Annotated in this window: 21 protein-coding genes; all 21 read right to left on the bottom strand. The window is 46.5% G+C overall.

Annotated elements, in window-relative coordinates:
• Positions 1–6: 6 nt before the first annotated feature.
• The 21 genes from O3620_RS06430 to O3620_RS06330 all read right to left on the bottom strand — a co-directional run bounded on the left by O3620_RS06430 (position 7) and on the right by O3620_RS06330 (position 21,101).
• Entirely contained in the window at positions 7–477 is a 471-nt protein-coding gene (locus O3620_RS06430; RefSeq protein WP_002917051.1) for a GNAT family N-acetyltransferase, read from the bottom strand.
• Positions 478–488: 11 nt separating this feature from the next.
• Positions 489–1,238, bottom strand: coding sequence for a PHP domain-containing protein (locus O3620_RS06425; RefSeq protein WP_002917050.1), 750 nt, complete (start codon positions 1,236–1,238; stop codon positions 489–491).
• A gap of 33 nt (positions 1,239–1,271) precedes the next feature.
• Complete coding sequence (hisE, locus tag O3620_RS06420) at positions 1,272–1,586, bottom strand: phosphoribosyl-ATP diphosphatase (protein WP_002917049.1); 315 nt, start codon at positions 1,584–1,586, stop codon at positions 1,272–1,274.
• A 126-nt stretch (positions 1,587–1,712) separates the two neighbouring features.
• A complete protein-coding gene (gene hisI / locus O3620_RS06415; protein ID WP_002917048.1) occupies positions 1,713–2,057 on the bottom strand; it encodes a phosphoribosyl-AMP cyclohydrolase in 345 nt (114 codons plus the stop codon).
• Complete coding sequence (hisF, locus tag O3620_RS06410) at positions 2,057–2,815, bottom strand: imidazole glycerol phosphate synthase subunit HisF (protein ID WP_002906295.1); 759 nt, start codon at positions 2,813–2,815, stop codon at positions 2,057–2,059. Before hisF ends, hisI begins: the two co-directional genes overlap by 1 nt.
• 2 nt (positions 2,816–2,817) lie before the next feature.
• On the bottom strand, positions 2,818–3,540 hold the full coding sequence (gene hisA / locus O3620_RS06405; RefSeq protein WP_002918790.1) for a 1-(5-phosphoribosyl)-5-[(5-phosphoribosylamino)methylideneamino]imidazole-4-carboxamide isomerase: 723 nt from the start codon (positions 3,538–3,540) through the stop codon (positions 2,818–2,820).
• On the bottom strand, positions 3,518–4,141 hold the full coding sequence (gene hisH / locus O3620_RS06400) for an imidazole glycerol phosphate synthase subunit HisH (RefSeq protein ID WP_371601553.1): 624 nt from the start codon (positions 4,139–4,141) through the stop codon (positions 3,518–3,520). Before hisH ends, hisA begins: the two co-directional genes overlap by 23 nt.
• A gap of 34 nt (positions 4,142–4,175) precedes the next feature.
• On the bottom strand, positions 4,176–4,760 hold the full coding sequence (gene hisB / locus O3620_RS06395) for an imidazoleglycerol-phosphate dehydratase HisB (protein ID WP_371601552.1): 585 nt from the start codon (positions 4,758–4,760) through the stop codon (positions 4,176–4,178).
• Between the two features lie 11 nt (positions 4,761–4,771).
• Complete coding sequence (hisD, locus tag O3620_RS06390) at positions 4,772–6,064, bottom strand: histidinol dehydrogenase (protein ID WP_371601551.1); 1,293 nt, start codon at positions 6,062–6,064, stop codon at positions 4,772–4,774.
• Entirely contained in the window at positions 6,061–6,705 is a 645-nt protein-coding gene (gene hisG / locus O3620_RS06385; protein ID WP_371601550.1) for an ATP phosphoribosyltransferase, read from the bottom strand. The genes hisD and hisG overlap by 4 nt, the downstream gene beginning before the upstream one ends.
• Positions 6,702–7,691, bottom strand: a complete 990-nt coding sequence (locus O3620_RS06380) for an ATP phosphoribosyltransferase regulatory subunit (protein ID WP_371601549.1) — start codon at positions 7,689–7,691, stop codon at positions 6,702–6,704. The genes hisG and O3620_RS06380 overlap by 4 nt, the downstream gene beginning before the upstream one ends.
• Positions 7,692–7,746: 55 nt before the next feature.
• Entirely contained in the window at positions 7,747–8,805 is a 1,059-nt protein-coding gene (gene hisC / locus O3620_RS06375; protein ID WP_371601548.1) for a histidinol-phosphate transaminase, read from the bottom strand.
• A 476-nt stretch (positions 8,806–9,281) separates the two neighbouring features.
• A complete protein-coding gene (locus tag O3620_RS06370; RefSeq protein WP_371601547.1) occupies positions 9,282–9,587 on the bottom strand; it encodes a DUF4298 domain-containing protein in 306 nt (101 codons plus the stop codon).
• 33 nt (positions 9,588–9,620) lie between these two features.
• Positions 9,621–13,295, bottom strand: a complete 3,675-nt coding sequence (addA, locus tag O3620_RS06365; RefSeq protein WP_002918784.1) for a helicase-exonuclease AddAB subunit AddA — start codon at positions 13,293–13,295, stop codon at positions 9,621–9,623.
• Positions 13,292–16,573, bottom strand: coding sequence for an ATP-dependent nuclease subunit B (gene rexB, locus O3620_RS06360; RefSeq protein WP_002918783.1), 3,282 nt, complete (start codon positions 16,571–16,573; stop codon positions 13,292–13,294). Before rexB ends, addA begins: the two co-directional genes overlap by 4 nt.
• A gap of 200 nt (positions 16,574–16,773) precedes the next feature.
• Positions 16,774–17,085 (bottom strand): hypothetical protein, encoded by a 312-nt coding sequence (locus tag O3620_RS06355; RefSeq protein WP_002897311.1) that lies wholly within the window; start codon positions 17,083–17,085, stop codon positions 16,774–16,776.
• Positions 17,086–17,131: 46 nt separating this feature from the next.
• Positions 17,132–17,977: a DUF4300 family protein gene (locus O3620_RS06350; protein ID WP_002897309.1), complete on the bottom strand. Its 846-nt coding sequence runs from the start codon at positions 17,975–17,977 to the stop codon at positions 17,132–17,134.
• Between the two features lie 33 nt (positions 17,978–18,010).
• Entirely contained in the window at positions 18,011–18,553 is a 543-nt protein-coding gene (locus O3620_RS06345; protein ID WP_371601546.1) for a ClbS/DfsB family four-helix bundle protein, read from the bottom strand.
• Positions 18,554–18,581: 28 nt separating this feature from the next.
• Positions 18,582–18,992 carry a type II toxin-antitoxin system death-on-curing family toxin gene (locus O3620_RS06340; protein ID WP_002918780.1) on the bottom strand — a complete coding sequence of 137 codons (411 nt, stop codon included), beginning with the start codon at positions 18,990–18,992 and terminating at the stop codon, positions 18,582–18,584.
• Positions 18,989–19,225: an AbrB family transcriptional regulator gene (locus O3620_RS06335; protein ID WP_002897305.1), complete on the bottom strand. Its 237-nt coding sequence runs from the start codon at positions 19,223–19,225 to the stop codon at positions 18,989–18,991. Before O3620_RS06335 ends, O3620_RS06340 begins: the two co-directional genes overlap by 4 nt.
• A gap of 118 nt (positions 19,226–19,343) precedes the next feature.
• The gene (locus tag O3620_RS06330) at positions 19,344–21,101 is read right to left on the bottom strand and encodes a glycoside hydrolase family 13 protein (RefSeq protein ID WP_002918779.1); all 1,758 of its coding nucleotides are present in this window, start codon (positions 21,099–21,101) and stop codon (positions 19,344–19,346) included.
• Positions 21,102–21,233: the final 132 nt, after the last annotated feature.

Raw genomic sequence — 21,233 nt, 5'->3', positions numbered from 1 at the left:
TTCTTATTACAATCGGCACAACATCAAATAATCATCTTCCCTTTCCACAACAATGACAAAGCCCAGTCTTTGATAAAAGCCAACGGCGGGATTGTCTTTGGAAACGGATAGGGAGACACTTGGGTAGTCTTTGGCCTTGAGCAAGTCCAGCATGGCCGTCATCAACTGCTGACCTAGTCCTTGGCCTCTGAAGTCAGTCAGAAATGAAATAGACAGAGAGGGCGTCCGGTCGTCATAATAGCCATAATCTTTCATGATGCGAACCCAAACAGCTCCGACCAGCCGGCCGTTCACTTCTACTGCTAAAGCCCAATCATCTGGCTGCTGACCAAAATCCTTGATATACATCTCAAGTTCTGGCTCCTTCAAGATACTTCTGGGCAGCGGCGCTAGACCTTGGGGTATGAAAATAGCTTGGTAAAGAAATTCCTCTAAGAGCGGGATTTCCTCTGATTTTAAGGACCTAATCTCAGTCATGATTTCTCCTTCTAGATCAACTGCTCTTCACCTATGCCGGCCTCTACTAAGATTTTGGCGACTCGATCAAATTGTAATCTAAAATGCTCCAGCTTGTGGCCGTCTGATCCTACTGAAAAGCGCTGACCGCCCAGCTCCTTGACTAGAGAGAGAGCAGAGATATAGAGTTCCTCGTGTCCATAGAGGTACATGGACTTGCAGTTGAGCTCAAAGGCCAGACCATGGTCAATCATCTTTTGAAAAAGCTGTCGCAGCTCTGGTTCAAAAAATTTTAACTCCTCTACGGTAAGCGCAAATTTGCGAAAACCATAGTCAAAGTGAGCTAGTACATCTGCCGGCACAGCCTCGATAGCCTCTTCCAACTCTCTAAGGTAGGAGGGAATCAGCTCCATCTTGTCCAGCTGTAGGACGGGTTCTTCCAGATAGTCAAAACTGCCATTGTGGTGGACAGACAATAGTTTCAGGTCGTAATCCTTGTCCGCTAGGAAAGCTAGGATATCGTCTTTACGCGGAGCGTAATAGCCAATTTCAATGCCCTTTTTGATGCGGTTGCCATATTGCTGGTTCAGCTCTGCTATTTTTGCTGAATAGGCCACATAGTCAGGCACATCATCGTGGGGCGAGGCAGCTTCGTAGGGGTAGGGATTGGACAAATCATAGTGCTCAGTGGTGACAATCTCGCCCTCGTAATGGTCCAGATAGTCACAGAAATCTGCCTCAGAATCATAGGAAAAATAGGTATGAAGATGGTTGTCGCGCATGCTGAACCGCCTTTCTACAAATTTTGTGTCACTTTAGTAATGGTCAATTTCAGGTCGATCATGAATCCGGCTTTGCTTGCCCTGACGAGCTTGGAGAACGGCCTCTACCTTTTCCAGGCTGACACCAGTCTCAACGAGAGCGACCGCCAGATGGTAGAGCAGATCAGCTGTCTCATTGGCCATCTCGTTCTTATCATCATTTTTAGCCGCAATGACCACTTCAGTCGCTTCTTCACCGACTTTTTTGAGAATCTTGTCCAGCCCCTTGTCATAGAGATAGCTGGTATAGGAGCCTTCCTTGGGCTCTTTTTTGCGTTTGAGGGCTTCTTGATAGAGAGTTTCTAGCATAGTATCTCCTTGTTACTGTCTTTATTTTACTATAAAAAGCAATTCTTTCCAATAGCAGGCCGGAAGCTCGATACTAACTTCTTACTTTTATTTTTGCATTTACCAAGTACTAAAGCAAGGGAGCTTTTAGTCAGTTTTGCTGTCTTGTTCATCCCAGATTGTATGGAAAAAGCAGGATTTGGCACCGGTGTGGCAGGCTGCTCCCAGCTGGTCTACCTCGATCAGCAGGGTATCTTGGTCGCAATCAGCTGTGATTTTTTTGACAGTCTGGTAGTGGCCGCTGGTGGCTCCCTTATGCCAAAGCTCCTGACGTGACCGGCTCCAGTACCACATCTGACCGCTGGCGCGGGTCAGCTGGTAGGCTTCTTCATTGAGATAGGCCAGCATGAGTACTTCTTTGCTGGTGTGGTCTAGGATAATGGCAGGTATAAGACCGCCTTGCTTTTGAAAATCTAACTTCACTTCTGTCATCAGATGCGCACCTCCAATCCAGCTGCCTGCATGGCTTTTTTGGTCTCTGCGATGGAGACTTGACCATAATGGAAAATCGAAGCTGCTAAAGCACCTGTCGCTGCAGTCTTTTCAAAAACTTCTAGGATATGCTGGCTACTGCCAGCACCACCAGAGGCGATGATAGGAACGGAGACCACTTGGGAGACGGCTTCCAGCATTGGCAAGTCAAAACCAGACTTGGTCCCGTCCTTGTCCATACTGGTCAAAAGAATTTCCCCCGCTCCAAGACTGACAGCTTCTTGAACCCAGTCTAACAGGTCGCGACCGCTGTCCTTGCGGCCGCCAGCCAGATAGACATGCCAGCTGCCATCCGCTTCTTTCTTAGCATCTACGGCCAGCACCACACATTGGCTGCCGAATTTCTCAGCGCAGTCAGCTAAAAGCTGAGGATTTGCCAAAGCTGAGGAATTAACTGCAACCTTATCCGCCCCAGCCTGCAGCATCCGCTTCATGTCTTCAACCGTACGAATGCCACCCCCAACGGTAAAGGGAATGAAAACCTGCTCCGCCACGCGCCGGACCATCTCGACCGTCGTGTCTCGCTCCTCATGGGTGGCGGTGATATCCAGAAAGACCAACTCATCACAGCCGGCTTCATAGTAGGCCTTGGCAGCATCAACTGGATCGCCCACATCAGTCAGATTGACAAAGTTGATGCCCTTGACCACCCGGCCGTCCTTGACATCTAGACAGGGAATGATTCGTTTTTTTAGCATGGCTAGCCCCTTTCTGCTTCCTTGATCTGCTCTAGGCTAACTCGTCCACTGTAATAGGCCTTGCCCACAATGGCACCAGCCAAGCCCAGCTTTTTCAGCTCTTCCAAATCCTCTGCTGACTGAATGCCGCCAGAGGCAATGACTTGAGCATGCTTGAGAGCTGCCAGCAATTTTTGATAATGCTGGATATTGGGGCCAGTCAGAGTCCCGTCTCGGTCCACATCCGTATAGACAAAGAGACGGACGCCGATTTTTTCCATGGCCAATGCTAGGCTGATATAGTCCTGATTGCTGGTTTCCAGCCAACCCTCTGTCGCAACCAGCCCTGCTTTCGCATCAATGCCAATCACGATTTTGCTGCTTCCAAAGCGATCCAGCGCTTCCTTAACAAAATCAGGATTCTTAACAGCCATAGAGCCAATAATGACACGGTCAATGCCGACCGCTAGATAATCTTCAATCTGTTCCAGACTGCGAATGCCGCCCCCTACTTGGATAGCTAGACCAGTCTCCGACTTAATTCGGGCAATCAAATCCCGATTGGCCGCCCGACCTTCTAATGCCCCGTCTAAGTCAACCACATGAATCATGGTAACCCCGGCTTCTTTGAAAACTTGAGCTTGCTCCAAGACATCGGGATTGACCACCGTCTTCTGGCTAAAATCCCCTTTAAAAAGGCGGACGGCCTGGCCGTCTTTGATATCAATAGCGGGCAGTATTTTCATAGACACACTCCTTAAACTTCTCTAGGATACCGAGGCCAACAGCACCGGACTTTTCTGGGTGAAACTGACAGCCAAAGACCGTTCCTCGGTGAATCATGGCTGGGATAGGTCGCCCATAATCAGCCGTCACATCCAAGTACTCCTCAGGAACATCTGTATAGTAGCTATGGACAAAATAGACTGACTGGCCCTCAAGATCAGCTGTCAAAGCAGACGACTGCTGCACCTGTAAGTCATTCCAGCCCATGTGAGGCACAGGCAGACCAGCCTGGTCCGGAATCCGGCGGCAAACACCGGGAATCAAGCCCAGTCCAGAGCTTGGACCATTCTCCAATCCAGACTCCAGCAGGAGCTGCATGCCTAAGCAAATGCCCAAGAGAGGCTTGCCGTCAGCCACAGCCTGCTGGATAACGGAGGCCAGCCCTCGCCTTTCCAACTCCTGCATAGCCGCAGGAAAAGCACCGACTCCTGGTAAAATCAAACCATCTGCATCCGAAATTTCCTGCGGATCAGCTGACAGACGCGCTGCTACTCCGACCTGAGCCAGAGCGCGGAGGACATTGGCAGTATTTCCCGCGTCATAATCAATAACAATCATCATCTCTACATCAACTCCTTTCACTCAGAAGGGCAAGCTAGAGTAAGCCCTTGGTGGAGTTGACTCCATGAATCTCTGGATTTATCGTAATAGCCTCCCGCAGAGCTCGTCCAGTCGCTTTAAAGAGGCTTTCCGCCTTGTGGTGGCTGTTCTTGCCATGAAGGATTTTCAGGTGCAGATTCATCTGCAGATTAAAGGCTAGGGCTTGGAAAAATTCCTCCACCAGCTCGGTGTCAAAATTCCCAAGCTTGGGATTGTCAAAATCCGCCTCAAAGATCAGATAGGATCGGCCTGATAAGTCCAGACTGGCCATGCCTAGCGTTTCATCCATAGGCACAAAGCTAGTACCGTAGCGATTGATGCCTGCCTTGTCTCCCAAAGCCTGACGCAGAGCCTGCCCCAGCACGATGCCCACATCCTCAACCGTATGGTGGCTGTCCACCCATAGGTCGCCTTCAGCCTTGACCGTCAGAGCAATCCGACTGTGGCGGGCAAAAAGGGTCAGCATGTGGTCAAAGAATCCGACACCGGTCTCGATAGCTACTGGCTCCTGTTGGTCGAGATTGACAGCCAGTTCAATATCGGTCTCCTGTGTTTTACGCTTGATTTCAGCTTGTCTCATGGCAACTCCTTCTATTTTTCCTGTCTGCGGGCTTCGATGGCCTTGGCATGTCCCTGCAGGCCTTCTGCATAGGCCAGACTGGTAATATCCTTGTCAGCCGCCCCTACAGCAGCACGGCTGTACTGGGTGTACTGGATGCGCTTGATAAAGTCATAGACTCCCAGAGCTGATGAAAAGCGGCTGGTGCTGGTGGTCGGCAAAACGTGATTGGCTCCCGCATAGTAGTCACCAATTGGCTCACTAGTATAATGTCCCAGAAAGACAGAGCCAGCATTTTCAACCTGATCCAGATAGCTGTAAGCATCATCCATGGCAATTTCCAAATGCTCCGGTGCCACCTGATTCATGAGCTCAAACATAGATTCCTTAGAAGGGGCAAGGATAATGCGGCCGTTGTTCTCAATCGAAGCACGCGCGATTTCCTCTCGCGGCAGCTCTTTCAACTGTCTGTCCAGCTCTGCTTCGACTTGGTCTGCCAGCTCCTCCGAGTCGGTCACCAGAATAGCCCGAGCCAGCTTGTCGTGCTCAGCTTGCGAAAGAAGGTCGGCAGCCACATAGACTGGACTGGCTGAGCTATCTGCAATGACTCCAATCTCCGAAGGTCCAGCAATCATGTCAATTCCCGCGACACCATAGACCATCTTCTTGGCCGTAGCCACAAAGATATTGCCCGGCCCAGTTATCTTATCCACCTTGGGAATGCTCTCAGTACCGTAGGCTAAAGCTGCTACACCTTGGGCTCCGCCAATTTGGAAAATCCGATCCACACCAGCTAGCTTGGCTGCGACCAAAATCGCTGGGGTAAAGTGCTCTTGGGGCGGTGTAATCATGATGATTTCTTTGACACCGGCAATCTTAGCTGGGATAACATTCATGAGAACGGAGGAAGGATAGGCTGCGGTGCCCCCAGGTACATAGGTGCCGACCCGCTCAATCGGTCGAATCAACTGACCACGGATAACGCCCTCACTGGGACTGTCCTCAAAACCAGTCTCCAACTGCTGGCGGTGGTAGGATTCGATATTAGCTTGGGCATTTTTCAGGGCTATCAAGACCTCTTGGTCAATCTCCTCAAAGGCCTTGTCAATTAGCTCCTGCCAAATTTCAAAGTCTGTCACCTCAACCTTGTCAAAGAGCATGGTATAGTCTCTCAAAGCTTGGTCACCGTCCTGTTTGACCGTTTCAATAATCTCAGCCACTGCTTCTTCCACATCTAAGTTTTGTTGGCTGAGCTGCAGCTGCTCTTCGTATAAAATCCGTGAAATTTCTTCGTTACTTCCGCTTAAACGTTTGATAATTGTCATTTAAAAGCCACCTCTCTTCTTCCTACTAGGGATTCAATCCTTGCCACAAAAGGCATGATATCCGGGTTATTTTTCAGGGAAGCCTGATTAGCAATGAGCCGGGCAGACACCCGACAAATGTCTTCAAAAACCTGCAGGCCGTTAGCTGACAGGGTATGCCCCGTCTCCACAATATCGACAATAGCATCCGCCAGACCCAGCACTGGTGAAATCTCCACACTTCCTTGAATGGAGATGATTTCCACATCTTCCCCTTTTTGATTAAAATAATCAGTCGCCACCGTCGGGTACTTGGTCGCAATCCGCTTGCGCTTGTGATCATGAGGGTCGTAGCTAGGCACCGAGGCCAGTGAGAATTTACAAAGGCCAAAGTTCAGATCCAGCAGCTCCAGATAGCCAGTCGGATGCTCAAAGAGAATGTCCTTGCCGACAATACCCAAATCAGCGACTCCATGGCGCACATAGGTCGTCACGTCAGGCCCTTTGACCAAAAGAAAGCGAAAGCGACTGTCTGGACTTTCAAAAATCAAGCTGCGCCCCTTGTCTGCCATGAAGGACATATCAAAGCCAGCCTGGGTCAAGAGCTTGACCGTATCTTCCTCAATCCGCCCCTTGGTCAGGGCAATGGTAATCTGACTCATCTGCCATCACCTTCCTTTCCGCCCTCGTCCGGCAGGTCATCATGAATGGCTTGATAAACACTGTCAATGTCTAGGGACCAGCCGATAGCTGTCAGCTCTGCTGCCCCGAAGCGCTTGAAAAGCTGGTCATAGCGACCACCAGATAGAAAGGCATCTGGTACTCGGTCGCCAAAGACCTTGAAGGTAAGGCCAGTATAGTAAGGCATAGCCGCTACCTGCCCCAAGTCCATAGTTGTCTGATCCAGCAAGCCTGATAGGCTCCGCAAAACTTGCTCCACATCATCTAAAGCCATCAATATCCGCTCGTTGTCAACTATCTCTCTAGCCCTAGCTAAAACCTGTTGGCTAGGACCAAACAAATAGGGCAGCTCCTGCAAAAAATCATCAAATTCACTAGGTCTGGTCTGGGTGAATTCAAAGAGTCCTGTCCGATTTTTCTTGCGAATATAATCAAGCAGCTGGGCCTCCTCCTGCGAATCCAAGGCCAGACTCTCTAGGATGGTCTGCAGGATCGCCGCATGGGAAAACTCGAACTGATAAGACTTAACCTGCGCTAAATCCAGCGACTGCTTGGCTGTCTTGATAGCCTCAAGCACCGCTTCGCGAGCTGGATAGCCAATAATCTCAATACCAGCTTGGCTGAGCTCGTTGGCAAGACCACGCAGCTCTTCTTGATAGTGAAAGACCTTGCCTGAATAAGAAAACTTGGTTGGCGTATGAACCCTGGTCGATGCAATAACCCGACCAATCTGGCTGGTCACATCTGGCCGTAGCACCAATAGCTCGCCTTTTTTATCGAAAAGATGATAATGATGGGGCTCCACATGGTCACTGAAGACCTCGAAGTGCTCCAAAGTCGGCGTGTCAATCCGATTGAAGCCCTGAGCCATCAGAAAATCGCTGATGTCCCGCTCAATCTCGTAGGTCACACGTGCCCTCTTGAAAAGCTTGTCATGCATGCCAATTGGAAGGGTGATTTTATTCATAGGCTGCTTTCCTTTCTTGCTCTATTCTTACACTAGCTGGCTTTGAGTCAAACTCTCAGCTGCTGCAAATTTCCTTGATAGCTTCTAGGACAGTTTCCATCTCCTCTCGCCGTCCGATGGAAATGCGCAGAAAGTCTTTGATTCGCTCTGCTTTTGGAAAATACCGCACATAAATCCGACGCTCCTCTAGCTGCTGGAAAAGCTCTGCTGCAGAGATTCTAGTTGGCTGAGCTAGGACAAAGTTGGTCTGACTAGGCAGGACTTGGAAATCCAGCGCAGCCAATTCTCCAGCAAACCAATCTCGGGTCTCTCGAATGGCTCTGCCGGTCTCCAAATAATAATCCCAATCTTTCACCGCTGCAAGAGCCAAGCGCTCTGCTAACATATCCACTGAGTAAGGATTGATGGAGTCCTTGACAGCTTTCATGACAGCTATTAAGTCTGGATGGCCGATGCCGTAGCCCACCCGCAGACCAGCCAAGGCCGCATCCTTGGAAAAGGTCCGTGTGATAAAGAGGTTGGGATAGGTTTCTAGAAGAGGCAGGGCAGATTGACCGCCAAAGTGAATATAAGCCTCATCCACCACCACGACCACATCTTGATTGGACGCTAGAATTTCTTCCAACTGATCCAGCGTCAGATAGATCCCCGTCGGGGCATTGGGATTGGCTAGGATAATGCCGCCATTATCTCCAAAATAATCGGAAGGATGGACCTCAAAATCAGCTGTCAGTGGGATTTCTCGAAAAGGCACGTAGTAGAGGTCCGCCCAGACCTTGTAAAAACCATAGGTCAAATCCGGAAACAAGACCGACTCGCCTCTGTTAAAGAAGGCCAGGAAAGCCATGGACAAGATGTCGTCACTGCCGTTACCAATAATGAGCTGGTCGGGCGATACACCCAAGTTTGTCGCCAAAGCCTGACAGAGCTCTGCCTGATCCAAACTGGAATACTTGCGCAAGTCCTGGGCATCAAAGTTCTGCAGGGCCTCTGCTACTTTAGGACTTGGTCCATAAGCATTTTCATTGGTATTGAGCTTAATCATGTCTGGCTCATTGGGCTGCTGCCCCGCTACATAGGGATTGATCTGCCTGAGACCATTTAGCTTAACCATCTTGCCACCTCTCTTTCACACACTAGCCATTATCTGACTCTGATTATCTTTTAAAACTTCTAATTAAATGAAAAACGAAATTTACCGCTTTGCTAAAGGAAAATAGGGGGAATCTTCTAGTTTAAATATAATAAAAAGCCCTCGCAAAAAAACTTTGCAAGGACGTTGACACGCGGTTCCACCTTTATTCGGACCTCAGTCGCCTGAGGACCCTCTGGGAGTACGAGACTCCAGATTGATAACGGCAATCAGCCGTCGGACACTAGTCTCAGACTGCTGACTGATTTCGCATCCGCACTCAAGAATGTGTCGTCTAAGGATTGCATGCCGTCTCACCATCAGGCACTCTCTGTTTCTTATCTTAGACTTTTTCTCTCATCGCTTTCAATTTATTGTTGAATATTCTACATGAATTTTTATTAAAAATCAAGAGGAAAATTGAAAAAAATTAATTATTTTTTTCCTTTCTAAATAAATTAACGTTCTTTCAGCATAGAGCTAGACAAATCCAACAGATTAATCGCTGTTTCAAAATGCTCCCCCATCAGATCATAGACAGCATCTTCGCTTAAGACGCCGCAAGCTATATTTTTAGGGAAATCTGGTCCATTCGAGAATTCTAAATCATCAAAAAATTCCTGACCAGTATAGTAGTCCCTCAGCTGGATATAATCTGACTGGTAGCGCTCCAGCTCAGATAAAGCTTCCTGAGCTCTTGCCAATACCTGAGAATATTTATTCAGGTGCTTTTCCATTTTTTGAATGCGTTCTAACTGTTCCACAGCTTTCCTTCCTTTCTGGACATGACAAACTAATCAATCCACCCTAACCACCTGCAGCTGCTCACCGCCTAGCAAAATCAAATATTTTTCAATCTGAGAAATACCATAAGAACGGCTGAGAGCTTGAGCATATAAGTCTAGCTGGCCATGGTAGCGAGCAATCAACTCAGATGGCTCCTTATATTTATCCGTCTTGTAGTCAAAAAGGATAATCCGGTCTTCAAAGAGCAGGTAACCATCCAAAATCCCCCGCAAAACAAATTCCTGACCGCTGGCCTCATCTCTCTTGAGCATGGCAAATGGTGCTTCTCGACGAACTCTATCACTGTTCTCAATCAAGAGTCGTCCCAAATCTGTCTCGAAGAAAGATGCAATCTTAGACAGCTGAATCTGCTTTTTGACCGCTTCATCGGCCTGAACCTGAGCCAAGGCAGAACGAAGTACAGCCATACTGGGCCTGCTATCCAAAGTAATCCGCTGCATGAGTTCATGAACAGCACTGCCGACTTGCGCTCCAGTCACTTTGGCTTTCTTGCCAAAATCAGGCAACTCAAAGCTGGGCTGAGGCCGAAAAGCTGCTCGCTCATCCATGATATCCAGGCCATCCGTATCCATGATTGGCTCATAAAACTTCTTAATCTGGCTTGGAGTTCGTACACTAGGTAACTCAATAGCAGAGCGATACTGGCTATTAAATCGATCCACGCTTTCTAAAATATCCAGAGCCCGACGGATGTCATCCGTCTGACGATTATCCGCCAAATCATCCGCTGGAAAGAGTACAGGTTCCTTAATCTGTCCTATCTCTTCAGCAGTTAGCTCCTTATCAGTTACAAAACGGGTCTCGTAGGCAAGATTCTTATCGGAAAAAACAGCCTGAATGGCATAGAGCCAGTCTTGGAAATTACTGAGCTGGTTGCGCAGACTGGCAGACAAACGCCCTTGTTGGCTCTTGCCCCACTGACGCTTATCCAAAACCTCCTGACTGCCCTTGCCGACCAGATAGAGCTTGGTTTCAGCCCGCGTCATGGCCACATAAAGCAAACGCATCTGCTCAGACAGACTAGCCAACTGCAGCTCCGCTAGATTCTGCTGATAAGGCAGCGTATCCATGGAAATGCGCAGCTGATTCGGTGCATAGGGATCTTCCACAGACACCGATACATCCGCCACATACTTGATGCCAATTCCCTTGGTCCGGCTAAGGATAATAGCAGAGCTGCTATCCTGACGGTTGAAGGCCTTGTCCATATTGAGCAGGAAAACATACTTGAACTCCAGCCCCTTACTCTTATGAATGGTCATGAGACGAACGGCGTCCTTAGGCGTCGCCACTGGCACACTGGCTAGATCATGCTGATTTTCCAAGATACGGTCTATCATCCCGATAAAGCGAGAGAGACCTTTAAAGCTAGACTTTTCATACTCATTAGCCCGCAAAGAGAGGGCATAGAGGTTGGCCTGTCTCTGGGCACCATTGGCCAGAGTCCCCACCATGTCATAGTAGAAACGGTCCTGGTAGATCTTCCAAATCAAGTCATACAGCGAATGCGTCTTGGAATAAGTCCGCCAGCTTTGCAGGGTCTCATGGAAATACTGCAGCTTTTTCTGCAGTTCCTGAGTGACTAAATCAGAGTTCAAACCTCTTCCTTGAAGGGCATGAACCAGCTTTTCATAAAGATTTTCCTGAGAATGCTCTTGACTGGCCTGCAGGGACAGCCGAGCCAGCTCGTCCTCACCAAGGTCAAACATGGGAGACTTGAGAAGGGCAGTCAGGGCATAGTCATTCAGTGGATTATTGATGGTCCGAAGGGTATCCAGCATAACCAAAACCTCCACTGACTGCAGATAGTTTGCGGCGCCATCATCTGGTGCCAGCGGAATTTGGTGCTGCTCAAAGGCAGCTAAAATCAAATCATTGCGGGTTCTGGAAGCCGTCAGCAGCGTGATATCTTTAAAAGCCACTCCTTCTTCATTGTGCAGGCGGATAATTTCCTTGATAACTAGATCCACTTCCCCAGCTGATACTGCCTGCGGCAAGCCCTCATCACCCTCCTCTTCCAGGCTCTCCTTGGATCCTTCATAGATTAGGAAGGAAGCGAGGTTAGCTGGATTAGGCTCACATTTAGCTGGATTGCCAGCCACCAGATAGTGGGTTTCATTGTAGTCAATTTCCCCGACTTCTTCATCCATCAGGCGTTTGAAAACATCGTTGGTCGCTTCCAGCACCTCAAGATGACTGCGGAAATTTTCCTTAAGGACGATTAGCTTGCCCTGACTGCTATCCTCTTGATAGGCCTTAAACTTATCACTGAAAATCTGCGGGTCAGCTTGACGGAAACGGTAGATAGACTGCTTGATATCACCCACCATAAAGCGATTTTGGCCCCTAGAAAGCAAGTCCAGCATGCACTCCTGCGTGTGGTTGGTATCCTGATACTCATCCACCATGACCTCGTGGTAGCGTTCCTGATAAAAGCGCCGCACCTCTGGAAAAGTCTCTAAAATCTCAATAGCAAAATGGCTGATATCACCAAATTCAAAGGCATTTTCTGCTTTCTTACGCTCCAAGTAAGCCTGTGCAAAGTCCGCCACAAAATCCCGCAGAAGCTCAACCAGAGGCAGGCACTCATCCTGATGCTGCTCGATAAAGTCCAGCTGATAAAGCTGCTGGTCAAAGCTACGCAGCCGTTCAATCATAGGCTTTCTGGCTTCATTGTAGTCCTTGGCCATCTCTTTTTTGAGCTCGTCTGCATTCTTGCCAACCCGAGCTGTAAAGGACTGGCCATTGGACAGTTGGGAAAGTGCCACAATCTGTTTGAGAATCTGAGCTGTTTGCTCTATCGGTGACAGTTCATTCAGGCCTGCTAAGACGGTCAGAGCGTCTTGGACATTTTCCTGATATTTAGCACCTGCAAATTCTCTTCCCTCATGCTCCAGATGGGCAGAAAAGAAAGCTTCCAGCTCCCAAAGAGCTGATTTGATTTGACTAAATATCCTCTCTCTCTCTGCTGCAAAATCACTGTGCTCATAGCCATAGAGGAAGGTTTCTTCCAGCCAGCGCTGAGGACTGCTGGTTGACTGCAGAAAGCTGTAAATCCGATAAACTTGCTCCCGGAAGCCTGATAAATCCTTGCGCTTACCAGTAAAGTTCTTTACCAAACGGCTAAACAAAGCCTGACGCTTGCTGTCATAGTAACGGTCAAACACTTGACTGAAAACTTCATTTTGCAGAATCAACTGCTCACTGGCAGACTGGAGAATCCGAAAATTCGGTGCCCAACCAAGCAGGTAACCATGGCGACTCAGCACTTTCTGGGTAAAGGCGTCCATAGTACCAATATCAGCATTTGGCAGATCAGCTAATTGCTGGGCCAAATGTTGCTTGAGTTCAGGACTCTCGGCCTCTTTCAGGGCCTGACCCAGTTCCTTCTCCAGCCTCTCTTTTAGCTCACCTGCCGCCTTGACGGTAAAGGTTGAGATAAAGAGCTGACTGACAGCAACACCCCGAAGAATCTGGTCTATGATTCGCTGGACCATGACAAAGGTCTTACCTGATCCGGCCGAAGCGGAGACCAGAATATTCTGGCCAGAGGAGTAGATGGCCTCAATCTGCTCTGCCGTCTTTTTCTGTGGCTTGTCCGAAGCAGCTTCTTGGGCTTGCTTAAGAGCAATTTCTTCTGCAGTTAAAAAAGGAATTCTCTTCATTTTTCCAGCTCCTCCCTCATCTTTTCTAGCCAGGCCTGGCGTAACTTCTCACCAGTCGGCCGCCTATCAAACTTGCTTGCATCCAACTTTTCTAGCTGGCGTGCCTGTCCCAGATGAAGATTGGCTTCAAAGCCAGTAATGGCCTTAAACTGCTCCACATAAGGAGCAATGCTGCGCCCATTCTCCGTGTAAGGATTGACTGCAAAATGGCCCGATAGAATGCCTTCTGCTGCTTTTTTATAGAGATAAGCATTGTAAGTCAGCAGCAAGTCCAAGTCTTCCTGACTCAGCAAGTTTGTCTTATTTTTTTCATAGAGCGGACCAAGCTCCTTGACAGCATCAGCCACAAAAAGTCCCTTGTACTGGAGTGGCTTCATAGACTGATTGACTGCATCCGTCAAGGTCTTAGTATCTTTAAGCGCCACAATCGGATCGGTCATCTGCAAATACATGGCGCCAAAAGTACCCTTATCCTCTTGATAGTCTGCTAACTCCTCAATCGCCGCCAGATAGGTCGGCAGCTGAGAATTAAGCCCATTAAAGAACTTTTCAAAGCTGAACTTAATATCGCCAGACTTATAGTCCACCACTCCCAGACTCTCGGTCTTGGTCAGACGGTCAATCCGGTCCACCTTACCGCTCACGGTCACTGCTCTGCCATTTTCCAAGGTCAGGAAAGGCTTAGAAGCTGAGCCAAAGCCAGTCTCCTCGCCAATAGTCTCAATCCCGCTTGGATGAGCCAGCACCCGGCCGGTCGCCCGCGCCGTATCTAGCAAGAGCTGGCGCGCAAAACGGGTCTGTCCTGACTCACTGTAGATACTCTCAAACTCGGTCTCTCGGCTGGTCTCTTCCATAGCCCGCGCTAAACGCCGGTCAAAATCTGCTGACGAATCATCTTGCAGGACCTTTTCAAAGATCCGGTGAAGGAAAATCCCATGACTGCGAGCATCTGGATGAATGGTCCACTCTTCCTGCAGACGCAGAACATACTTGAGAAAATAAGCATACTGATGCCGGAAATACTCGTTGAGAGCAGACGCTGAAAGTCGGAGAGGCTGTTCCTGAGGGTAGAGGGCTTGCAGAGTTTCCGGCTGCAGAGACTCTGTTTCCAGTACCTTGCTGATTCGCGGCATGCTGATGCCTTCTGCTGCCAATTTCTTGCGCAGAACACGCACAGCCACCGCCCAAAAAGTCTGCTCCTCTGCCGTCCACTCTCGGTCAATCTCCTCTTGATGGAGCTCGATAATTTGAGACAAGAGAGCTCGGTAGCTGCCAATATCGTCACTGGAAGCCTGAGGCTTTTTGACAATGATAGGCAAGGAAAGCGGAGCTGCAGTCAATTCCAGCAGATAGGTCGACATGCTGTCCTCTACTTCATTGACCAAAGCTGGCGCAGACAAGACCAGCTCTTTGGTAGCAGAATTTATCAGCGACAGTGCTGTGTAACGATTCTTCTTGAGATTTTCTGAGCTAGCAATCTGCAATTCCGCCTGAGAATCCGTTGCGTCATTGAGCCGAGCCCGATCTTCATCACTAAGCAGACTCTTGTTTTGCGCGATTTTAGGAAAACGCTCCTGTGTCAGTCCAATCGCATAGACATAAGGAGCTGCTAAAGGCTCTATCAGGTCATAAGACTGGACCTTGACCACATCTACCGTTGCTGGTACCGTCCGATAGTTGGACAAAAGCATACCCGACAGAATCAAGGCTAGAAAATCATCCAGTTTGACCTTGCTATCTACAAAGACTTGAGCAAACTGCTCTAAGACATGGCTGAAAGCCTTCCAGACTTCCTCATGACGCTCCTGCTCCTGCTGACTTGCTCCCTGTAGCAGAGCCGTCAAATTGTCAGACAAACTGGCTGCTTGGACAAATTCTGTAAATTTAGCTAAGAGCCCCGACGCCGTCTGGCTGCGGGATTTGAAAAAGTCTTGCAGTGGAGCCATGACCCGGCGGCGAATGTGATTGAGACGGTCTAGGGCAAATTTCCCTTGGCTATTGGCCGTGAAATCCTTAGCTAGCTTGCTCGCACCCTTGATGTCCGCAAAGCGCAGATATTGCTCAAAATGATCCAGCTCCTCCTGAGTCAAATCTCCGTAGAGCCCCGTCTTTAAAAGATTGAGCAGGTCTTCCAGTTGGAAATTATAGCGCTTGAGCCGCTCCAAGGACTCGACAAACTGAACCAGCGGATGCTGAGCCATTGACTCGCTCCGCCCTAAATAGTAGGGAATCTGATATTGGTCAAAAATGGTCTTGAGCTGAAGCTGGTAGGCTTCCACATCTCCCAAAAGCAGACGGATATCCTTATAGCGTACACCATCATGAACCCGCTGCCGGATGGACTTAGCTACATACTCCAGCTCTTCTTTTTGGTTCATAGTAGCCCAAATTTGAAGCTGTGAGCGGTCCGTCTCACTAAGACTAACCGTTGATTCTGAAAAGTCATAACGACTCTCTAAGATCTTAGAAATCCGTCCAAAGGCATCTTCTGCTTCTGCATGAGGAATATAGTCAGGTTTGACCTGATAGTCCTCGGCCAGTTTTCTCAAAAAATCCACGCTGGCCTGATAGAGATTGCCCTCACGAAAGGCTGCTCGATAGGCTTTTTGGCTGGCATAGGTCCCGATGATAATCTCCACACCTTTTCGATGCAGGAGACTGACCAGGTATTCCTCTTCGGCAGAAAAACGAGTAAAGCCATCGATGACCAGGGCCAAATCTGCCAGCTCCTCATCTGTGTCGCCAGCTAGAATATGCTGAGCAAAAGCCGCAATCTGAGAAGACGAATCAAAATCACCCTCATTCAGAGCAGCAGTTACCGCTGTAAAAATCTTGACCAGATCCTCCCGCTTCTCAGGCTCCTCAAGAAATTCCAAATCCGCAAAGGACATCTGGGCCGTCTGCAATTCATGGTAAAGATCCATCAGTTGCTGGATAAACTGGGGATCCTTCTTAATCCTGCCATAGACCTTAAGCTCTCCATCATCTAGCTCTGTCAAGGTCCGATAAATCAGCATTCCCAGACCAATATCATCCAAACTCTGCCCTTGCCGAACATCATTGAGGACAAAGTACCGAGCCATCTGGGCAAAGCGCGTCACCGTAATGGCAAAGGAAGCCTTGTTCTCTAGGCACTCCAAAACCGCTCGCTCCTTCTCAAAAGAAAGCGAATTTGGCGCAATATAAAAGACTCGCTTACCAGCCGCCACCAAGCTCTCAGCCTCAGCCACTAAAACCTTGGTCAAAGAATGGCGAATATCTGTATAAAGTAATTTCATAGCCTGCCTTTTCCTCTAGAAAATATAGGTTTATTATATCATTTTTACCGATAATTCTCATGGAGAATAGTCCCAAAGCCCGATTAAAACCCATCATCTAAAGATAGTCTTAGTGACCATCCTCATCATATCCATAAAAAACGAAAAAGCCACTGCTTCCAGTGACTTCCTATGGCTCTCACTTCTTTCAAAGTAAGTACTCATTTAATCTTATGCTTATTCATCTTTTCTTCAAAGATGCTTGTCATAATCACGCGCAATTCTTCCCTTTCCTTGTCAGGAAGTTCGCCTTGCTGCTTAGCAACAGCGAATAGTTCAGGATATTGCTTAGCAACTCTCTCAACCGTCTTGGTCGTCGCATGCCCTCTCACGAAGAAAGGAATCCTCTTAATCCACTCTTGGGGCACAAGTGCCAGAATCTTTTTGGCAGCTTCTTTATCGGAAATTTCTGCAGTGCTAAGGCCTTGATTGATCTGCTCTTGCTCTTTTTCTGTAAAATCTTTTAATTCCATACGCTAAATCTCCCAGTTCTATTTTCTTAATGCCAACTAAAGCAAACTATTTACCCTCTACCCACTTATCGTTGTCCATGATAAAGGGCTTGGCCAGTCCTTCCCCTGTGTAGTCCTTATATTTTGTCTGCAAGTATTTGTAGACATCTTCCTTGGTCGCAAACTTGATTGCTTGGTATGGCTCTTCAAAGGTCAGCTTTTCGATAAATAAATATCCGTCTTTATCTGGAACCAAGACGCCGACATGCCCGACAAAGAGAGAATCACCGTCAAGATTGTCGTGAACAATGACTGAAAGCATCCTCGCCTTTTCGCTAAACTTGAACTGTTTGAAGTATTCCTCCATCTTCTTAGCATGGACTTTTACATCTTGAGTCGCTTCAGTCTTGACTCTTGAAAACAGAATATTAAATTCTTCCTTATCCTTGGCATCAAAGAGCTTGCCCTTGTCAATCGAATCATTATCTATGAACAAGAGTTCGTCATCTTTTTCTATTTGAGGGATGTCGATGCTATTTTTCAGCAAAGTGTAAGTATTAATCCGACAATTTGTCCCGATAAAATCGCCCTTTTTTGCCTGCCACAGAGGATTGATTTTTTCTACATCATATTCGGTTTTGGTAAACTTAGTGAAATCGCCCGTTAATCCAGTAGAACCAACAAGTCCATTGTAGTCATTGACTAGATTGAGAAAGTTATCGACACTGTCTTTATCCAAGTCGGCAGCCAACAAATTCTTGACTTCTTCGACACTCTTTTTACTGTTTAGATTTGAATAAGTCGATGTAGTTTGACTTGTTTCTTTATTTTTCTGGGAACTAGCGCATGCTGCCAGCCCAAAAGTCAAAGCTAGGCAGGCGCAGGACATGATTATTTTGCTGTATTTTTTCATTCTTATTTCTCTCTAATTCTTGTCTTCTGCAGACTATTTTGCTTTACAATTTTTCTGATGAGCCTTCAACTTTTTCATGGCCCAATCATAATGGCTGGAAGTTGCGCTTACAAAATAGGATCCTAGCACAGTGCCTCCGACCCATTTATATACGTCTTTTGAAAACAATTCTTCATTTGTAAATGTGCCAGCTAAATCCAAAACATCTTGATGGGACTGATGAAAGATCTCAATTGCCTCTTCAAGAGAAGTATTTTGATGCTTCTGCCAAAATACCAGATTCAGCTCGCCATAAGTCTTCCAGTTATAGTGCGCAGGAAGAAAGGGCTGCTCTTGCCCCTTTTGATTGGAATGCACCCAATTCAACAAGAGCTGATGCCATTCATAGAGGTGAATCAAAACATCTCTTAGATTTTTATCCCGTCTCCAATGGGCCTCTTTCTTCTTTTCATCCCGAGAAAAATCAAAGGGTGTATTTAATTCTTGATCAGACAATTTGGAAATGAGAGTTTGTAGCTTCTCATAGTTTTCCTTAGCAGCTAACATCAAATCTTCTTTAGTTTTCGGTCTAGGCATAAGATTGCACTCCTTGCATAGTTAAAGCTTAATCGTTATCATTACGAAACGAATGTTCAGAAACCCATTTTGAGTAGCTTTTTAAATTTTGCTCCGACAGTGATTCAACCGCTATTCTTACACACATTTCAACTGCTTCCTCAAGCGTAACAGTAAAATGATAACCGTTTAATCGTAAAAATTTTACTAAAACATAAAAAGCCGTTCGTTTATTAGCGCTAGCAAAAACATGTTTTTTTATCAATTGAACAAATAAAATTGTTGCCTTATCAAAAATCGATGGATAAAGAGGTTTCCCAAAAACAAATTGTTCAGGTAAGTTCACAATCATATTTAGTGCTGATGGACTAATCGTCTTGATTTGTTCTTTTGGAGAATAGCGCTGAATAACTAAAGTATTAATCTTTGCAATTTGAATTTCTGTTAAATAGACTGTCATTTTTCCACTAAAGCTTTAAAAATATCATCGTATTCATCAAAAATATTATCTAAATCCAATTCAAAAGATTCGTCAGAAATATAAGTAACCTGATTTTCAGTTTTTTCTGGAGTAAAGACAATTTCGCCACTCGGTAACAATTTAGCATCGTAATGCACGCCACTCGGAATATTAAATTCACTTGGAATCGTTATTGTTATAGAATTCCCTTGTTTTCTAGTTTTTACTGCCATCTTGCTTCCTCCTTAGGGATATTATAACAGATAATTACAGTAATTACAAAATAGAATAATCTTTCGACTTATCTTACTTAGAATACAACATGAGACTAAGATATTAGCTAAACACATCTCAAAAGCAAGACTCATCAAAATAAACTACAACTCCCTTTGGTAAGATGACAAGTTTCTCATCATCAGTTTGGCAATGACTCACCAAATCAGCTGAATCTCTGTCTAAAAAATAATTTTCTTTGGACTGATTAAAGATAGCCCGGATTGCTTTATGATCATGTTCCCACTCTAAAGCCAGCACATTAGGCTCGATTTCTTCTAAGGTAAATTTCCCATGCTGAATAATGTCCGCAGTTTCCTTGCGAAGCTGAATCAAGTTCTTCATAAAATTGAGCATGTCATTGCTACTTGAAACTCGGTCCCAAGGCATGACCCGTCTACAATCCGGGTCCATACCTCCACCTAATTCTAGCTCGGTCCCATAATAAATACAAGGCGTCCCCCTTTGTAAAAAGAGAAAGGCGAGTGCGGATTTAACAAGCTGGATATCACCTTGAGCTGTCGTCAAAATGCGTTCCGTATCGTGCGAATCCAAGAGATTAAACATGACCTCAGAAATCTGCTGCTTGTAATACATGGACTGGCAGTTAATCTCAGATATGAATTGACTGGTCTTCTTGCTCCTACTCAAAAAGTAGTCCTTGATACTATCTGATAGAGGATAGTTCATGACAGCGTGAAACTCATCTCCATTTAACCAAGGCTGAGACGTATGCCAAACTTCTCCAAGAATATAAAGGTCAGGCTTTTTGGCCAAAACAGCCTTACGAAAATCTCGCCAGAATTGGTGATCAACCTCATTGGCCACATCCAGCCGCCAAGCATCAATGTCAAAAAGTTCAATCCAATAGGTTGCAACGCTTAAGAGATAGTCTTTCACCTCGGGATTTGCCGTGTTTAACTTAGGCATATAGCTGGCAAAGGCAAAGCTATGATAAGGCAGTTCTTTGGGATTCACAAGCTTGTCATTCGTCACTGGGAACTCTTGAATGTGGAACCAGTCTTTGTAAGCTGACTTTTCACCATGCTTGAGAACATCCTGCCATTGAGCAGATTGATCGCCCATATGATTGAAAACCGCGTCCAGCATGACTTTCATGCCACGCAGATGAGCTTGCTCCACCAGTTGACGGAAGGTTTCCTTATCTCCGAAATGTCGATCAATTTCAAAATAATCCGTCGTATTGTACTTATGATTACTTGGCGATTCAAAGATGGGGCAAAGGTAAAGCCCTGTAATCCCTAAGTCTTGCAAATAATCCAGATGGTCAATAATCCCCTGTAAATCCCCACCAAAGAAATCCGTACTTTTAGGTCTGATAGATGAATCCCAATCTAGAGCTCCTTCCGGTGTAAGTTCAGCATTTCCATTGGCAAATCGTTCTGGGAAAATCTGATACCAGACCGTTTTTGAAACCCATTCAGGAACCTGACAGCCGTCAATTTCGTGAATATAAGGGAGTTTAAAGCCATTGCCCTCTATAGCAAGGTTTTCTGGACTATTGTCAGTGAAGCCTTTATCTCCATACAAAATGCTTTGACCTTTTTTATCCTCAAGCTCAAACAGATACTGGAGCCTAGCAAAGCACACAGAGACAGCTACTTGCCAATAATCAAATAAGGCATCAGAGGTCACCTTGACCATCTCTTGTACATATTCATAAGAATCCTCAAGAAAAATAAAGGGATCGCCATAGTGCAAAACGATTCTCTCTATATCCTCTTTCTTAGTCCTTATTCTGATATGCACTTGACCTTCTTTATAAAGATAGGCATACTCCGACTCCGGTCTATGATAAATGGCTGTTAATTCCATACTTTTCAACTCCTAGATTTCTCTGTTTAAACTCATCGCAACTTTATGCAAACGATTCCATAGCTTAGCCCTAGTATACTATTTTAAAAAAATGATTGCAAGCTATTGTTCAAGTTTGGGAATAAGAGGTAT

This window comes from Streptococcus sp. 27098_8_134, from assembly GCF_041431675.1.
Classification (GTDB): domain Bacteria; phylum Bacillota; class Bacilli; order Lactobacillales; family Streptococcaceae; genus Streptococcus; species Streptococcus sanguinis_R.
The sequence above is the reverse complement of the archived record's forward strand: the minus strand, read 5'-3'. Positions and strand labels throughout refer to the sequence as shown.

Bases quoted from the DNA above. Each gene is read 5' to 3' on its own strand.
- O3620_RS06340 (WP_002918780.1), bottom strand. From the start codon at position 18,992: ATGACAGTCTATTTAACAGAAATTCAAATTGCAAAGATTAATACTTTA.
- hisA (WP_002918790.1), bottom strand. From the start codon at position 3,540: ATGAAAATACTGCCCGCTATTGATATCAAAGACGGCCAGGCCGTCCGC.
- O3620_RS06335 (WP_002897305.1), bottom strand. From the start codon at position 19,225: ATGGCAGTAAAAACTAGAAAACAAGGGAATTCTATAACAATAACGATT.
- O3620_RS06380 (WP_371601549.1), bottom strand. From the start codon at position 7,691: ATGAATAAAATCACCCTTCCAATTGGCATGCATGACAAGCTTTTCAAG.
- hisB (WP_371601552.1), bottom strand. From the start codon at position 4,760: ATGAGACAAGCTGAAATCAAGCGTAAAACACAGGAGACCGATATTGAA.
- addA (WP_002918784.1), bottom strand. From the start codon at position 13,295: ATGAAGAGAATTCCTTTTTTAACTGCAGAAGAAATTGCTCTTAAGCAA.
- O3620_RS06350 (WP_002897309.1), bottom strand. From the start codon at position 17,977: ATGAAAAAATACAGCAAAATAATCATGTCCTGCGCCTGCCTAGCTTTG.
- hisD (WP_371601551.1), bottom strand. From the start codon at position 6,064: ATGACAATTATCAAACGTTTAAGCGGAAGTAACGAAGAAATTTCACGG.
- O3620_RS06345 (WP_371601546.1), bottom strand. From the start codon at position 18,553: ATGCCTAGACCGAAAACTAAAGAAGATTTGATGTTAGCTGCTAAGGAA.
- hisI (WP_002917048.1), bottom strand. From the start codon at position 2,057: ATGACAGAAGTGAAGTTAGATTTTCAAAAGCAAGGCGGTCTTATACCT.
- hisE (WP_002917049.1), bottom strand. From the start codon at position 1,586: ATGCTAGAAACTCTCTATCAAGAAGCCCTCAAACGCAAAAAAGAGCCC.
- hisH (WP_371601553.1), bottom strand. From the start codon at position 4,141: ATGATGATTGTTATTGATTATGACGCGGGAAATACTGCCAATGTCCTC.
- O3620_RS06425 (WP_002917050.1), bottom strand. From the start codon at position 1,238: ATGCGCGACAACCATCTTCATACCTATTTTTCCTATGATTCTGAGGCA.
- hisF (WP_002906295.1), bottom strand. From the start codon at position 2,815: ATGCTAAAAAAACGAATCATTCCCTGTCTAGATGTCAAGGACGGCCGG.
- hisC (WP_371601548.1), bottom strand. From the start codon at position 8,805: ATGGTTAAGCTAAATGGTCTCAGGCAGATCAATCCCTATGTAGCGGGG.
- O3620_RS06330 (WP_002918779.1), bottom strand. From the start codon at position 21,101: ATGGAATTAACAGCCATTTATCATAGACCGGAGTCGGAGTATGCCTAT.
- O3620_RS06355 (WP_002897311.1), bottom strand. From the start codon at position 17,085: ATGGAATTAAAAGATTTTACAGAAAAAGAGCAAGAGCAGATCAATCAA.
- O3620_RS06430 (WP_002917051.1), bottom strand. From the start codon at position 477: ATGACTGAGATTAGGTCCTTAAAATCAGAGGAAATCCCGCTCTTAGAG.
- rexB (WP_002918783.1), bottom strand. From the start codon at position 16,573: ATGAAATTACTTTATACAGATATTCGCCATTCTTTGACCAAGGTTTTA.
- hisG (WP_371601550.1), bottom strand. From the start codon at position 6,705: ATGAGTCAGATTACCATTGCCCTGACCAAGGGGCGGATTGAGGAAGAT.